This is a genomic window from Bradyrhizobium oligotrophicum, from assembly GCF_051168495.1.
Lineage (GTDB): Bacteria > Pseudomonadota > Alphaproteobacteria > Rhizobiales > Xanthobacteraceae > Bradyrhizobium > Bradyrhizobium oligotrophicum_A.
This window is the reverse complement of record NZ_JBNPVB010000025.1, coordinates 1-13,845: the sequence shown is the minus strand read 5'-3', so window position 1 is coordinate 13,845 and position 13,845 is coordinate 1. Positions and strand designations below refer to the sequence as shown.

Annotated in this window: 15 protein-coding genes; 6 read left to right on the top strand and 9 right to left on the bottom strand. The window is 65.1% G+C overall.

Going from position 1 to position 13,845, the window contains the following annotated elements; all coding sequences use genetic code 11:
* Positions 1–83: 83 nt before the first annotated feature.
* From ACQR1B_RS31860 to ACQR1B_RS31850, 3 genes are all read right to left on the bottom strand, one after another.
* On the bottom strand, positions 84–2,156 hold the full coding sequence (locus tag ACQR1B_RS31860; RefSeq protein WP_434837115.1) for a sensor histidine kinase: 2,073 nt from the start codon (positions 2,154–2,156) through the stop codon (positions 84–86).
* Positions 2,157–2,508: 352 nt separating this feature from the next.
* Positions 2,509–2,874: an RNA polymerase-binding protein DksA gene (gene dksA / locus ACQR1B_RS31855; RefSeq protein WP_170323279.1), complete on the bottom strand. Its 366-nt coding sequence runs from the start codon at positions 2,872–2,874 to the stop codon at positions 2,509–2,511.
* 228 nt (positions 2,875–3,102) lie between these two features.
* Positions 3,103–3,714 carry an NAD(P)-dependent oxidoreductase gene (locus ACQR1B_RS31850; RefSeq protein ID WP_434837116.1) on the bottom strand — a complete coding sequence of 204 codons (612 nt, stop codon included), beginning with the start codon at positions 3,712–3,714 and terminating at the stop codon, positions 3,103–3,105.
* A 144-nt stretch (positions 3,715–3,858) separates the two neighbouring features.
* Between ACQR1B_RS31850 and ACQR1B_RS31845 the strand changes: the two genes are divergently transcribed.
* Entirely contained in the window at positions 3,859–4,233 is a 375-nt protein-coding gene (locus tag ACQR1B_RS31845; RefSeq protein ID WP_434837117.1) for a winged helix-turn-helix transcriptional regulator, read from the top strand.
* A gap of 16 nt (positions 4,234–4,249) precedes the next feature.
* Here the strand turns inward: ACQR1B_RS31845 and ACQR1B_RS31840 are convergent, their stop codons facing one another.
* The gene (locus ACQR1B_RS31840; protein ID WP_434837118.1) at positions 4,250–4,663 is read right to left on the bottom strand and encodes a flagellar assembly protein FliX; all 414 of its coding nucleotides are present in this window, start codon (positions 4,661–4,663) and stop codon (positions 4,250–4,252) included.
* A 269-nt stretch (positions 4,664–4,932) separates the two neighbouring features.
* Between ACQR1B_RS31840 and ACQR1B_RS31835 the strand changes: the two genes are divergently transcribed.
* The 4 genes from ACQR1B_RS31835 to ACQR1B_RS31820 all read left to right on the top strand — a co-directional run bounded on the left by ACQR1B_RS31835 (position 4,933) and on the right by ACQR1B_RS31820 (position 7,603).
* Complete coding sequence (locus ACQR1B_RS31835; RefSeq protein WP_434837119.1) at positions 4,933–6,057, top strand: flagellar basal body P-ring protein FlgI; 1,125 nt, start codon at positions 4,933–4,935, stop codon at positions 6,055–6,057.
* The gene (gene flgJ, locus ACQR1B_RS31830; RefSeq protein WP_434837120.1) at positions 6,057–6,461 is read left to right on the top strand and encodes a flagellar assembly peptidoglycan hydrolase FlgJ; all 405 of its coding nucleotides are present in this window, start codon (positions 6,057–6,059) and stop codon (positions 6,459–6,461) included. Before ACQR1B_RS31835 ends, flgJ begins: the two co-directional genes overlap by 1 nt.
* A gap of 51 nt (positions 6,462–6,512) precedes the next feature.
* Entirely contained in the window at positions 6,513–6,998 is a 486-nt protein-coding gene (locus tag ACQR1B_RS31825) for a hypothetical protein (protein WP_434837121.1), read from the top strand.
* A gap of 218 nt (positions 6,999–7,216) precedes the next feature.
* Complete coding sequence (locus tag ACQR1B_RS31820) at positions 7,217–7,603, top strand: hypothetical protein (RefSeq protein WP_434837122.1); 387 nt, start codon at positions 7,217–7,219, stop codon at positions 7,601–7,603.
* 76 nt (positions 7,604–7,679) lie between these two features.
* On the opposite strand, the gene ACQR1B_RS31815 is transcribed toward ACQR1B_RS31820, so the two are convergent.
* The 4 genes from ACQR1B_RS31815 to ACQR1B_RS31800 form a co-directional block, all read right to left on the bottom strand.
* Complete coding sequence (locus tag ACQR1B_RS31815) at positions 7,680–8,045, bottom strand: hypothetical protein (protein WP_434837123.1); 366 nt, start codon at positions 8,043–8,045, stop codon at positions 7,680–7,682.
* Positions 8,046–8,074: 29 nt separating this feature from the next.
* Positions 8,075–8,440, bottom strand: a complete 366-nt coding sequence (flaF, locus tag ACQR1B_RS31810; protein ID WP_434837129.1) for a flagellar biosynthesis regulator FlaF — start codon at positions 8,438–8,440, stop codon at positions 8,075–8,077.
* Positions 8,441–8,771: 331 nt separating this feature from the next.
* On the bottom strand, positions 8,772–10,343 hold the full coding sequence (locus ACQR1B_RS31805) for a flagellin (RefSeq protein ID WP_434837124.1): 1,572 nt from the start codon (positions 10,341–10,343) through the stop codon (positions 8,772–8,774).
* A 228-nt stretch (positions 10,344–10,571) separates the two neighbouring features.
* The gene (locus ACQR1B_RS31800; protein ID WP_434874903.1) at positions 10,572–12,119 is read right to left on the bottom strand and encodes a flagellin; all 1,548 of its coding nucleotides are present in this window, start codon (positions 12,117–12,119) and stop codon (positions 10,572–10,574) included.
* A gap of 380 nt (positions 12,120–12,499) precedes the next feature.
* Here ACQR1B_RS31800 and flbT point away from each other — a divergent pair, with 380 nt between their 5' ends.
* A complete protein-coding gene (gene flbT / locus ACQR1B_RS31795) occupies positions 12,500–12,949 on the top strand; it encodes a flagellar biosynthesis repressor FlbT (RefSeq protein ID WP_434832333.1) in 450 nt (149 codons plus the stop codon).
* A 187-nt stretch (positions 12,950–13,136) separates the two neighbouring features.
* Here the strand turns inward: flbT and ACQR1B_RS31790 are convergent.
* On the bottom strand, positions 13,137–13,845 hold a 709-nt coding region (locus ACQR1B_RS31790), incomplete at its 5' end, for a flagellin (RefSeq protein ID WP_434875145.1).

Here is a 13,845-nt window from a genome sequence, read left to right as displayed (position 1 = left end):
TCGTCTCAGCTTCATCAACAAGTCGAGGCGGTACGGTCGGCCGCTCGCGTCGTACTTCATGACCGTCGCGCGCCCGCGATCGCTCACGTCGCCTCGCCGACGACCGCGGCCGGGATCTCGCTGCGGGTGTCGAGCCACGGCATCTCGAACTGACAGGTCAGCCCGCTTTCGCCGAAGCTGCGCTGCAGATGCCTGACCGTGCGCGTCAGCAGCCGGCTGCCGAAGCCGAGCACGGGCGGCTCGCGCGCCGGCGGACCGCCGCTCTCCTCCCAGCGGACGCGCAGAACGTCTGGGCCGAGCGACCAGCTGACCGCGATGCGACCGTCGGGCGTGGTGAGCGCGCCGTATTTGCTGGCGTTGCAGGCCATCTCGTGAATGACCAGCGCCAGTTGGGTCGTCAGTTCGACCGGGACCAGGACGGTCGGACCGCTGGTCGTGAGCTGATCGGGCGCGCCGGCGAACGGCGCCACCTGGCCGGCGACGAGCGCGGCGAGATCGGCGCCCTGCCAGTCGTTCTCGGCAAGGCTGGTGTGGACCGTCGCCAGCGCATGCAGCCGCGCGGTGAAATCGCGGACCTTGGCGTCGTGCCGCGGCAGCAACTGGTGGGCCAGCGACTGCACCACGGCGAGGCTGTTCTTCACGCGATGGGCCAGCTCATGCACCAGCAGTTCGCGCTTGCGATCGGCTTCCTTGGCCGCCGTCACGTCGATGTTGACGCCGATCATCTGTTGGGGTCCGCCGCCTTCCGCGCGCAGCATGCGGGCGCGCGCCTCGATCCAGCGAACGCTGCCGTCCGGCAGCGGCACCCGCCATCCCGAATTGAGTTCCCCCGTCATCAGCGCCTGCTTGTTGTCGCGGTCGGCATGAGCCCGATCCTCGGGATGCACCAGCGCCAGCCAGTCGTCATAGGTCCCGGGGAAGGTGCCGGGCTTGAGGCCATAGAGCTCCTCGATCTCGCCGGACCAGTGGCTGGTGTTGGCGCTGCTGTCCCAGATGAAGGTCCCGAGCTGCCCATATTTCGCGGCGAGCTTGAGCTGCTCGGCGGTGCGCGACGACTCGTCCCTTGCCCTGGCGAGGAGCCTGAAGTTTTCCTGAAGGACGTACGCGCTCTCGGCCTCCGCCTGCTTGGCGGCGGCCAAGCGTGCGTTGAGCGCCCGCACTTCGGGGGGATCGGACGGGGCGGCCACGCCAGGAATGGCGCTCTCGACCGCGATGCTGCCGAGCGGCCGGGCGATGCTGCGACCGATGCCGGCCGCGAGCAGCAGCGCCAGGGCGCAGATCGTCGTTGCCGCGATCGTCGCCGTCTTGACCGTCGACGATATCGCCTCGGCGAACGCGCCCTGCTTGATGCCGACCCCGACGGTCCAGCCGTTGAGCTGGGGATGCGCATTGGCGTTGATCACGCGATCGCCTTCGATCGAGGGAAACTCCGAGATCCCTTCCGCTGCGGCGTGGGCTCGCCAGCCGGCCGACGCAGGCTGGCCCGTCGTGGTGGCATTCTTCGGAATGCGGGAGACGTACCGGCCGCTTGCATCGATGATGCCGACCAGCCAGTCCGCCGGCAGGCGCTGCTGGGCCAGGAGGCGGGTATAGTTCGCGGCCGGCATGGCGATCGAGAGGCAACGAAACGGCCTGCCGTTCTTGAAGACGGGAACGTCCACCGTCGCCACCCACTCGTCGGAGCCGGGATCGATGAAGACGTCCGAAACGTGCGGCCGTCCCGACTGAAAGGCGCGGTCCTGCGAACGCAACCCTTCCGGGGTGCGCTCGCCGAGCGGCTTGCCGGCAGGCGCCATCGTGTTGAACAGCAAACGTCCGCCGGCATCGGACACGATGATCCGGGCGTCCCCGCTCACCGCCCCCACCCGGCGCGCTTCCGCTTCGAAGTCGGTCAGGCTGTCCGCGTTCAGGTCGGGAGATTTCGCCAGCACCTCCGCCAATGCGAGGTAGCGCCGCACCTCGGCATCGACCGCGCCGGAGATCGTCTGGGCGGCATAGAGGAGACCGCGGCGGATCGAGGCGTCGGCGGACTGCGCCATGGACACGATGACATAGGCGATCAGGCCGACGCAGGGGAGGAACAGGATGCCTGCCAGCAACAACAGGCGCCCCTTGATGCTCAGACTGCCATAGGAGCGCTGCAGGGTCTCGGCCACGCCTCCAAGCGCGCCTGTCGATATCTCCGGCTTCCGCATAGTCCCCCGCGGCTCGTTCCCCCGATGGAACCGCGATCAACTCGCGTCCCGCCAAAAAGTTCCCGCGGTCAGCGCAAGTAAGGCGGATGATCGGTCACGGCGCCGGATTTGCCGGCCGTCGGTAAGCCCGGGCCGGTGAACCACGACTTGGTTCACGCACAGAGCTCATCACGGCCCTGACCAACGCATAGGTGGCCTGGCCCGATCGACAGACATCCAGCCGACAGCAGGCTCGCGCAGACAAGCCAGAGAGATGCGGCCGTTGCCAGCCAACGGCCGCAGTCCTGGCACTCATCATGTCGGCCTCGCGACGTTATTCGTCGCGATAGACCTTTTCACGCTTCTCGTGGCGTTCCTGCGCCTCCACCGACAGCGTTGCAATCGGCCGGGCCTCGAGCCGCTTCAGCGAAATCGGCTCGCCGGTCTCCTCGCAATAGCCGTAGGTGTTGTCTTCGATGCGCTGGAGCGCGGCGTCGATCTTGGAGATCAGCTTGCGCTGGCGGTCACGGGCGCGAAGCTCGATCGCCCGGTCGGTCTCCGACGACGCGCGGTCGGCGAGGTCGGGATGGTTCACGTTCTCCTCCTGCAGAGCCTGCAGGGTGAGCTTCGATTCGCGCAGGATCTCCTCCTTCCATGCCAGCAGCTTGGCGCGGAAATAGTCGCGCTGGCGTTCGTTCATGAAAGGCTCTTTTTCGGAAGGTTTATAGTTCTTCAACTTTTCCAAGGTCAGCCCATCTGTACGTGCTGGCGCCGGTTTCGGCACCGGCGGACGGAATACGCCCGTTCGCGGCCGCGTTATATAGCGGCCTCATGTGACAGACAATATTTCCATCGAGACGGGCGCCCCGCCGCCTGGGCCGTTTCCCAGGCAATTCCGCCCTTCCCGGCGGGGCGCCAGGGCACGGCCTCAGTAACCGACCGTGAAACGGGCCCGCCGGTGCGCCGGACGCTCGATTTCGTCTGCCATCGCAACTGCGAAGTCCTCGAACGAGATGAAGCTCTTGCCGTCGGTATCGACGAGCAGCTGATCCGTTCCGAGCCGGAACTTGGCGGTCCGGGCGCCGAAATCGATCATCGCCGAGGGCGACAGGAAGGTCCAGTCGAGCTCCTTCTCCTGGCGCAGCCGGTCGAGGAACGCCGCCCCTTTCTCGGCCTCGGCCTTGTACGCGGCCGGAAACCCGGGCGTCGTCACCAGCCGCACCCCGGGGGCGACCTCCAGCGAGCCGGCGCCGCCGACCACGAGGTAACGCGATACGCCGGAATCCCGGGCCGCGCCGATCAGCGTCTCGGCATCGCTGGCCGAGAAATGGATCGAGCTGATCGCGACGTCGTGGCCGGCCCAGAGCCGTGCCAGTTCGGCGCGGTCGTTGGCGTCGCCCTTCACCGCGGTGACGTTGGCGTGCGTCTCGATCTTGTCCGGATTCCGGGCGATGCCGGTGACCTGATGGCCGCGATTGGCGAGCTCTGCGGTAATCCGCGACCCGGCACGGCCGGACGCGCCGGCGATGGCGATCTTCATTGCTGCAACTCCTAGGTTCGAGATCGTTCGGTCGGACCACGGCGCTGGACGGCGCTCTATGGTATCCGATAGTAACTAGATAGCTGAATGAATGCTGGTGTTAAGAGAGCACTTTGAGACCACCAGGTCACGCCGGAGTAACCGATGAGAACCGCGAACGTCTATTCGGCCGACTGTCCGACCCGTCAGATCCTCGATCGCGTCGGCGACAAATGGGCCGTGCTGATCCTGATCCTGTTGCGCAACGAACCCTTGCGCTTCAATCAGTTGCGCCGGGCCATCGAAGGCATTTCGCAGAAGATGCTGTCGCAGGTGTTGAAGAGCCTGGAGCGCGACGGGCTGGTGCGGCGGCGCGCGATCGCAACCGTGCCGGTGACGGTCGAATATTCGATCACGCCGCTCGGGCTGACCCTGGCCGCCGCCGTCGATCCGCTGCGCGACTGGGCGGAACGCCATCTGAAGGAGGTCTCGGCGGCGCAGCGGCGCTACGACGCCCAGCAGACCGCGAAGGCGGCCTGAGGTTCGACCGCGGTCTCTAGCCCTGCCCCGCCTTGGCGAGTTCGACCTCGACGCGCAGTTCGATCTCGGAGAGGATCGTGTCCAGCCCCGCGTCGCCGGAGGTCTGCTTCAGGTCGGCCGCCGCATCGCGCAGCCGGAGCGCCATCGCGGTGTCGAGCTTGCCGGACAAGAGCGAGAGTTTAAGATCGTCGAGCACGTCGAGCGCCCGCTTGCCGCGCTGGACCGAGCGCTTGCGGCGCTCCGCCGGATCCTCCTCGATGCCCTGCAGCGCCAGCAGCGCGTCGATATTGGCGGTCTGCTTCGGCGCCAGGGTCGCGCGCGTGTCCTGCGTCGTGCCGGCGTCGGGCAGCTTGAAGCCGCCGGACGAGGTCTTCCGCGTGGAGGTCGTGGACGTCGTCAGCGTCGTGCCGTTCGGTCCGTAGATGCGCATCGATGGCTCCCGCAGGCTTTTGCGTGTCGGCGGGAGATTGGCCGCGTCGTGGTTAACGGTGCGTAAATGGCCCGGCAAATTCTGCCGGGGCGGCAGCTTCGTTCCTCCGGGGTAACCCCGGATCGCGACAAGGCCCGCGGTTGATTTCACACTCTATCAATGAGTTAGCAGGGAGCATCGCGCTGGCACGGCCCTCGCATAGTTAACGCCGATCATGCGGTCATGGGAGTGGCCGAGTGATCACTTGCAGAGTTCGAGGGGAGCATAGGATGCGACGCGTCCGACTTACGCGCCTGTTTCAGGTCGCCTGCGCCGCCATGCTGGCGCTGGCCGCGACTGCCATGTCTGCGAACGCGACCTCGCGGATCAAGGATCTCGCCAACATCGAAGGCGTGCGCCAGAACCAGTTGATCGGCTACGGCCTCGTGGTCGGCCTCAACGGCACCGGCGACACGCTCAACAACATCCCCTTCACCAAGCAGTCGCTGCAGGCGATGCTCGAGCGCATGGGCGTCAACATCCGCGGCGCCACCATCCGCACCGGCAACGTCGCCGCCGTGATGGTCACCGGCAACCTGCCGCCGTTCGCCACGCAAGGCACGCGCATGGACGTGACGGTGTCGGCGCTCGGCGACGCCAAGAACCTGCAGGGCGGCACCCTGCTCGTCACGCCGCTGCTCGGCGCCGACGGCAATGTGTACGCTGTTGCCCAGGGCTCGCTGGCGATCTCCGGCTTCCAGGCCGAGGGCGAAGCCGCCAAGATCGTGCGCGGCGTGCCGACCGTCGGCCGCATCGCCAATGGTGCGATCATCGAGCGCGAAATCGAGTTCGCGCTGAACCGGCTGCCCAATGTTCGCCTGGCGCTGCGCAACGCCGACTTCACCACCGCGAAGCGGATTGCCGCCGCGATCAACGATTTCCTGGGCGTCAAGACCGCCGAGCCGATCGATCCCTCGACGGTGCAGCTGAGCGTTCCAGCGGAGTTCAAGGGCAACGTCGTCGCCTTCCTGACCGAGATCGAGCAGCTACAGGTCGACCCGGATCTCGCCGCCAAGATCGTCATCGACGAGCGCTCCGGCATCATCGTGATGGGCCGCGACGTCCGCGTCGCCACCGTGGCCGTGGCCCAGGGCAACCTCACCGTCACCATCTCGGAGAGCCCGCAGGTCAGCCAGCCCAACCCGCTGTCGCGCGGCCGGACCGTGGTCACGCCGCGCACCAGCGTCGGGGTCCAGGAGGACGGCAAGAAGTTCGCGGTCGTCAAGGATGGCGTATCGCTGCAGCAGCTGGTCGACGGCCTCAACGGCCTCGGCATCGGCCCGCGCGACCTGATCAGCATCCTGCAGGCCATCAAGGCGGCCGGCGCGATCGAAGCCGACATCGAGGTGATGTGATGGCGACCTCCTTCGTCGACTCCTATTCGGGCCGCATTCCGCTCAGCACGCCGCACGCGGTCGCCGCGACCGCCCCGCGCACCGATTTCGATCTCGCTGAAGCGCTCACCAAGGTCTCCCCCAAGGCGCAGGCAAAAGCCAAGGCGACCGCGACCGATTTCGAGGCGATGTTCCTCAACTCGATGTTCTCGCAGATGACCAGTGGCGTGAAGGGCGACGGCCCGTTCGGCAACACGCCCGGCACCGGCGTCTGGCGCTCGATGCTCACGGAGGAATATTCCAAGAACTTCGCCAAGGCCGGCGGCGTCGGCATTTCCGCCGACGTCTTCCGCACCCTGATCCTGCAGCAGGCCAAGAGCAGCAATTCGAGCAGCAATTCTGGCAATGCCACACCGTCAACGTAAGCGTAGACATCGCGGGGGTTCGTACCGCCCCACGCCGACAGGAGTTTCGAGATGAGCGCACAGGGCCAGGCGAAGAAAACGACCTATGCGGCCGCCGCGAGCGCGGCGGAGGCGCGCGCGCTCGCCGACGAGATGGTCAGTGTCATGAGCGAGCTGATCGCGGTCATCGAGCAGGAGACCGAGCTGGTCCGCGCCGGCAAGCTGAGCGAAGGCATGGCGTTCGGACCGAAGAAGACCGAGCTCTCGCGTCACTACATCACGATGGTCGGCCGCCTCAAGGCCAGTCAGAACTTCATGAAGCAGACTGCGCCGGAACTGCTCGCCACCCTGCACCGCCACCACGATACGTTCCGGGCGCTGCTGCAGGTCAACCTGACCGTTCTGGCGACGGCGCATGCGATCTCGGAGAAGATCGTGCGCGGCGTCAATGCCGAGGTTCAGCGCAAGAACATCCCGAGCACCTATACTGCCGGCGGACGCCGCGCCGCGCCCGGCGCGCGCCACCTGACCCCGCTCGCCGTCAGCCGGACGCTCTGAGCCTCCGCTCCGCCCGCAAAGCCACCAGGGTCACAGAGCCGCGCCGCCCCGAACGGGCCGCGCGGCTCTCGCCGTTTAACGTTCGAATAATCTTAAAAGGCCCGGGTGAATCAAAACGCGCCGTTCATCCTATTTCCTAACATGACGTTGATTGGTCATCAGCATAGTTGCAAGCGGGATGGGTTGGGAATTGACTCGATGGCCATGAGGAGGCTGCCATGAGTTCCGATTTCAGCGTGAGACCGGTTGGGACGCCAGCGTCCGTGCCGATCGTTCAGCCGTCGAGTCAGGCGGTGGCGAACGCTGTTCCTACGGATCTTCCTCCGAGCCAGACCGTGACCGCGGCCGACGCGAGCACGCCCGCGCGCAATGACGTCCAGCCCAACATTGCCAACGCCCTGTCCGTATCGCACCAAGCCTACTACGATCGCGCCGCTGCCGCGCTGGTGTTCCAGGTGGTCAATCGCAAGACCGACCAGGTGGTGGCTCAGTATCCGGACGAGGCGGTGCTGCGCCGTCGCGCCTATTTCAACACGCTCGATCTGCAGAAGGATCAGCAGAAGGCGGACGTGCCGCGCGTGGCGGCCACCGACCGCACGGCCTGACCTCATCGAGTCGGGATGGACACCCGGCCGGTCGCCGCGGGCGGCCACTGCCGTGTCGAACGGCCGTGTCGAAGGATCAGCTCCGGGTGGCGTAGGCGGTATCGAGATAGGTCTGACCGGAGGCGGCGTCGGTGACCACGTTCTTGATCTGGGCCTTGCCGTTGCCCGTCAACGTGAACTTGGTATCGCCGATCCGGAACGCGCTGTCCTTGATCAGAACGTCCTGATACTTGCTCGCGCCCTCGCTCTGGTAGCGAACCTTGGCGCGAAAGCCCTCGACGTCGGACACCGAGACCGTAAACGACTTGCCGTTGGCATATTTTCCGCTCCAGTCGCCCCGATAAAGCGTCGGATCGACCGCCACGTACTTGCTGTTGCTGCGGGCCGTGCTGAGCACGTTCGACTTGTAGGACGCAGACAGGATGCTGGTGATGCCGGCCATGATGGTGCCCCTTCCCGCCTGCGAGACGATCAACTGCGTCCGGACAGCCCCGCCGCGATGTGGCAGTTGATGTCGATCAGCGACTTCAACTTCGCCGGATCGGGATCCATCTGCATTTCGATCGTCTGCTTCATGACGAAGACGCCGATATTGGCGATGTTCTGTCTGACGTCGAGCGAATTCGGGTTGTCGTCCATTTCCATCGCGCTCATGAAGATCGTCCAGAGGCGACGGTTGAACAGCAGCGCCTTGTACATGGTGCGATCGGGACCGTTCCAATTCGCCTGGACTTCCTGCAGCTGCCGCGCCGCTTTCAGCAATGCTTGAGCTTCGATCTCCCGTGGTGATGCCGTCGTTTGCGACGTGCGTGCATAGGCTTGAGCGGCATATGACATCAAGTACTCCGGACTGACGCTGGGACACCAACAAATGCTCAGTTTTTGTACGTTGCGTGCATTTAAAATATGGTTAGCGGGTGTTAGCGCATTTCGCCTCTTGGCATCAGTGGAGGCCGAAAACAACCGTGCCTGCGAGACACCTTAATTTGGCGCGAACGCCGCGATTCGAATTGCAGGAAAAAATTCGGCGCGCTTTCGCCGGCATCGACGGCCGGCGGAGCGGCGCATGCGGGGCGATGCCGGCCGAGCCGCGAAGATGCAGGCGCAAAAGCGGAAGCGGCGGGCAAGGCCCGCCGCTTCGCCGAAATCCGCTCGAGCGCCATCGCGCTCAGCGCAGCAGCTGCAGCACGCTCGCCTGCGACTGGTTGGCCAGCGCCAGGGCGGAGACCGCAATCGACTGCCGCGTCGACAGCGCCTGGCTGTTGGCCGCTTCCTCGTTGGTATCGGCCAAGGTCAGGTTCGACGAGCCGGTCTGCAGCACGTTGATCAGGTTCTTGTTGAAGTCCTGGCGGATCTGCACGATCGAGAGGTTCGAACCGAGCGACGACGCTTCGGAGCGGAGCGACGTCGACGCGCTGTTCAAGGTGGCGAGCACCCTGTTCGCCGAATTGCTGTCGAGGAAATCGGTTCCGACGACGAGCGAGGACAGGCCGAGACCGGTGCTGTTGAACGTCACGCCGGTGATGTTCAGCGTCGAGCGGCCGGTTTCGTTGAACACCAGCTTCAGCGTGTCACCATTGAGCAGGTTGATGCCGTTGAAGGAGGCGTCCTGTGCCGTCGTGTCGATCTGCGCCAGCACGTTGTTGTACTGCGCGATCAGCCCGGCGCGCGTCGTCTGCGAGTTGGTGTCAGCCACCGGAGTCGATGCCGTCACGCCGTTGAAGGCCTGGCTGGCGGCCGTCGACGATCCGGCAACCGTTCCGATCGTCGACGACGCAGCTTCGTTGGTGGTGAGAATCGTCAGCTGACCGGTGGTGCTCAGGCTTGCCTGCAGGTTGTTCGCGGCCAGCGCGGTGTTGAGCTGCGCCAAGGTCGAGATCTGTGAGGCACCGGTGCCGAAGGTGATGTTGGTCGCGACGCCGCCTCCTGTCGAGGTGATGGTCAATGTCTGCCCGCTCAAGGCCGGCGGGTTTCGGGCCGTAGTCGCGGCGGTCAATCCGAGCTTGGCCAACGCCGTTCCGGATACGGTCAGGTTCTGCGCAGTGCCGGTCGCAAGGGATATCTGGCCGCCTGTGACCGTGGACGGCGTGGCGGTCGCGCCGGTGACCGAATCGATCGCAGCCAGAAGGTTGCTGACGGTGTCGCCGACGCCGATGTTGGTGCCGGCCGAGACCGAGCCGGCCACGAAGGTGAACACCACGCCATTGACCGTCAGCGTATCGCCGGTCGTGATGCTCGTCGCCAGATCGTTCGAGGTCGAACTCGCGGTGCCCGACAACCTGGTCGAGCCGGTGATCGCGACGGCCGAGCTGAGATTGTCATTGTTGACGGCGCTGCCGACGACGAAATTGTTCGACGAACTGCCCAGCAGGTTGTTCGCCGTGGCGCCCGGAATCACCGCGGAGGTGACGCTCGACTTGGTGGTGTAGCCGGTCGGCGCCTGGAGCACCTGGCTCGCGATCGACTTCGCGCTGTCGACCAGCTTCTGGAGCGAGGTCAGACCGGTATTCGCCGCCTGCAGAACCTGGACGCCGTTGCCGATGCTGTCGAGCAGATTGGCGATGTCGCTCGCCCGGTTGTTGAGCGACTGCGCGGTGAAGAATTCGGTGGGGTTATCGAGCGCCGTGTTGACCTTGTTGCCGGTGGCCAGGTTGTTTTGAGTGGTGGCCAGCAGCGATGCGGTGTTTTGCAGCGCCAGCAGGTTTTGGCGAACCGAAGCCGAAAGAACGATACCGGACATGTTTGTGAAACCTTCCTAGTTATTCACCAGGCGGTTCTAGAACAGGTACTTTTAAAACATGGTTAATGGCGCTTTAAATTTGTTGCTTAACGCCTGGTTACGGCGCTGGCCGTGGTCTCCCCGTGCTTTCCAAACCAGTATTGATACGGACCAACGCCTTGAACCAGGCGCAAAAAAGCGGCGGGGTTGCCCCCGCCGCCTTCGATCGCGAGATGACGATGCTGCGGATCAGCGCAGCAGCTGCAGCACGCTCGCCTGCGACTGGTTGGCGAGCGACAGCGCGGACACCGCGATCGACTGGCGGGTCGACAGCGCCTGGCTGTTGGCCGCTTCCTCGTTGGTGTCGGCGAGCGTCAGGTTCGACGAACCGGTCTGCAGCACGTTGATCAGGTTCTTGTTGAAGTCCTGACGGATCTGCACCACCGACAGGTTCGAACCGAGCGTCGAGGCTTCCGACCGCAGCGTCGAGCTCGCCGAGTTCAGCACGCTGATCACGCTGTTCGCCGAGTTGTTGTCGAGGAAGTCGGTGCCCGACGTCAGGTTCGACAGGCCGAGGCCGCCGGTGTTGAAGGTCACACCGGTGATCGACAGCGTCGACTTGCCGTTCTCGTTGAAGGTCAGCTTCAACGTATCGCCGTTCAGCAGGTTGACGCCGTTGAACGAAGCGTCGGCGGCCGTCGTGTTGATCTGCGCCAGCACGTTGTTGTACTGCGACACGAGGCTCGCCCGCTGCGTCTGGGCGGTCGCATCAGCCACCGGAGCCGCCGCCGTCAGGCCGTTGAAGGACTGGCTCGACGCAGCCGCGGTGCCACCGATCGTACCGATCGTGGCGGACGCCGCGTCGTTCGTGGTGGTGATGCTGATCTTGCCGGTCGTATCGATCGAGGCCTGGAGGTTGTTCGCCGCGAGCTTGGCGTTGAGATCGTTGAGCGATTTGACCTGCCCTGTCCCTAGACCAAAGGTGATGCTCGTCGCAGTGCCCCCTCCTGTGGCGCCGATCGTCAATGTCTGCCCCGAGAGGCCGTCGCCGACCGCGCTGAGACCGAGCTTGGCCAAGGTGCCGCTGCTGCCTGAAAGCGTCAATCCTGCCGCTGGCGGCGTCAGGGTGATCGCGCCGGCGGTGATCGACGCGGTCACGCCGGTCGCCGTCTGGATCGCCGACAGCAGGTTGGTGACGCTGTCGCCGATGCCGATGCTGGTGCCCGACGACGAGGTGCCGGTGACGAAGCTGAAGGTGGTGCCGTTGACGACCAGCGTCTCACCGGAGGTGATGCCGGTGGCCAGGTTGTTCGAGGCGGTGCCCGCCGTACCCGACAGTTTGGTCGAGCCGGTGATCGCCACCGCGGTCGAGGTGTTGTCGTTCAGCACGGCCGTGCCGGTGGCAGCGGTCGCGCTGGAGGCCAGCAGGTCGGTGGCGGTCGCGCCGGTCAGCGCCGTCGAGGTCACGCTCGACTTGGTGGAGTAGCCGACGGAGCTCTGCAGGACCTGGTTGGCGATCGACTTGGCGCTGTCGACGAGCTTCTGCAGCGAGGTGATGCCGGTGTTGGCGGCCTGCAGCACCTGCACGCCGTTGCCGATGCCGTCGAGCAGATTGGAGATGTCGGAGGCGCGGTTGTCGAGACCCTGGGCGGTGAAGAAGTTGGTCGGATTGTCGAGCGCCGAGTTGACCTTCTTGCCCGTGGAGAGATTGTTCTGGGTGGTGGCGAGGAGCTGTGCCGTGGACTGCAGCGAAAGCAGATTCTGGCGCACCGACGCCGAGAGAACAATGCCTGACATTTTCATACCCTTCTGGTGTGATCAAACAGACCGATCCCTTCGGGGATCGGTTGTGCCCGCGTCGACTTCGCGACTGGGCGACGTCGGCCAAGGTAAAAGGGAGTGGCTAACAAACGGTGAAATGCGCGCCGCGGCGGCTGCATTCGATACCGCCGGCGCGCCCGGAGCTCCCGCCGCACGCGAGCGATCACGTTGAAAACACCGAACATTTACCACGCGAGACGGCCCTTTACCGATCGTTAACCATGTTCGGAAAGGATCGCTGCGCGCCGATCGATCGGGCGCAGACTGTCCGCGCGATTTAGACTGGCACCCGATGGGTCGCCGGCCTCGCCGGGGCAGGTTCGGCACTGCGCCGATCGCGGCAACGGAGGACGAGAATGGCCCTGAAAGTCGAACTGAAGCCGCATGAGCGCATCATCATCGGCTCGTGCGTGATCACCAATACCGACCAGCGGGCGCGGCTGCTGATCGACGGCGACAACATTCCGATCCTGCGCGAAAAGGACATTCTCACGCCGGAGACGGCCGACACGCCGGCCAAGCTCGTCTATCTCGCCGTCCAGCTGATGTACATCTCGCCCGGCGCGGATGCGGATCACGGCACCTATTTCAACCTGCTGCGCGACATCATCACGACCGTGCCGAGCGCCTGGCCGATCATCGAAGCCATCAACGGCCACATCCTCAACGGCGATCTCTATCAGGCGCTGAAGGAAGCCAAGAAGCTCGTCGCCTTCGAGAAGAAGCTGCTCGAGCAGGCCCAAGCTGAACAACAAGCCGAACAGCACGGCGACGAGTCGGCGAAGCCGGTCAGCTCCGCCGCCTGACCTCCGCGGCGCCGGCCGCAACGAAGAGCCCGGCTCTGCGCAGGCAGAGCCGGGCTCTTCGTTGATGGTACGGGCGCCGAGCGACGCAAGCCGGCAACGCCGCGGCGAGCCTCGTCCTGTTCCCCCGACGCGAAAGCGGCGGGGTTGCCCCCGCCGCCCTCGATCTCGAGATGACGATGCGTGCGGATCAGCGCAGCAGCTGCAGCACGCTCGCCTGCGACTGGTTGGCGAGCGACAGCGCAGACACCGCGATCGACTGGCGGGTCGACAGCGCCTGGCTGTTGGCCGCTTCCTCGTTGGTGTCGGCCAGGGTCAGGTTCGACGAACCGGTCTGCAGCACGTTGATCAGGTTCTTGTTGAAGTCCTGACGGACCTGCACGACCGACAGGTTCGAACCGAGCGTCGACGCCTCGTTGCGCAGCGTGGAGCTCGCCGAGTTGAGCACGCCGATCACCTTGTTCGCCGAGTTGTTGTCGAGGAAGTCGGTGCCCGTGGTCAGGGTCGACAGACCGAGACCGCCGGTGTTGAAGGTCACACCGGTGATCGACAGCGTCGACTTGCCGTTCTCGTTGAAGGTCAGCTTCAGCGTATCGCCGTTCAACAGGTTGACGCCGTTGAACGAGGCGTCTGCCGCGGTCAGATTGATCTGCGCCAGCACGTTGTTGTACTGCGAGACCAGGCTCGCCCGCTGCGTCTGAGCGGTCGTATCAGCCACCGGAGCCGCTGCCGTCAGGCCGTTGAAGGACTGGCTGGACGCTGTCGCGGTGCCAGTGATCGCGCCGATCGTGGCGGACGCCGCGTCGTTCGTGGTGGAGATCGTGATCTTGCCGGTCGTATCGATCGAGGCCTGGAGGTTGTTCGCCGCGAGCTTGGCGTTGAGATCGTTGAGCGATTTG

Bases quoted from the DNA above. Each gene is read 5' to 3' on its own strand.
- dksA (WP_170323279.1), bottom strand. From the start codon at position 2,874: ATGAACGAACGCCAGCGCGACTATTTCCGCGCCAAGCTGCTGGCATGG.
- ACQR1B_RS31850 (WP_434837116.1), bottom strand. From the start codon at position 3,714: ATGAAGATCGCCATCGCCGGCGCGTCCGGCCGTGCCGGGTCGCGGATT.
- ACQR1B_RS31845 (WP_434837117.1), top strand. From the start codon at position 3,859: ATGAGAACCGCGAACGTCTATTCGGCCGACTGTCCGACCCGTCAGATC.
- ACQR1B_RS31840 (WP_434837118.1), bottom strand. From the start codon at position 4,663: ATGCGCATCTACGGACCGAACGGCACGACGCTGACGACGTCCACGACC.
- ACQR1B_RS31835 (WP_434837119.1), top strand. From the start codon at position 4,933: ATGCGACGCGTCCGACTTACGCGCCTGTTTCAGGTCGCCTGCGCCGCC.
- flgJ (WP_434837120.1), top strand. From the start codon at position 6,057: ATGGCGACCTCCTTCGTCGACTCCTATTCGGGCCGCATTCCGCTCAGC.
- ACQR1B_RS31825 (WP_434837121.1), top strand. From the start codon at position 6,513: ATGAGCGCACAGGGCCAGGCGAAGAAAACGACCTATGCGGCCGCCGCG.
- ACQR1B_RS31820 (WP_434837122.1), top strand. From the start codon at position 7,217: ATGAGTTCCGATTTCAGCGTGAGACCGGTTGGGACGCCAGCGTCCGTG.
- ACQR1B_RS31815 (WP_434837123.1), bottom strand. From the start codon at position 8,045: ATGGCCGGCATCACCAGCATCCTGTCTGCGTCCTACAAGTCGAACGTG.
- flaF (WP_434837129.1), bottom strand. From the start codon at position 8,440: ATGTCATATGCCGCTCAAGCCTATGCACGCACGTCGCAAACGACGGCA.
- ACQR1B_RS31805 (WP_434837124.1), bottom strand. From the start codon at position 10,343: ATGTCCGGTATCGTTCTTTCGGCTTCGGTTCGCCAAAACCTGCTGGCG.
- ACQR1B_RS31800 (WP_434874903.1), bottom strand. From the start codon at position 12,119: ATGTCAGGCATTGTTCTCTCGGCGTCGGTGCGCCAGAATCTGCTTTCG.
- flbT (WP_434832333.1), top strand. From the start codon at position 12,500: ATGGCCCTGAAAGTCGAACTGAAGCCGCATGAGCGCATCATCATCGGC.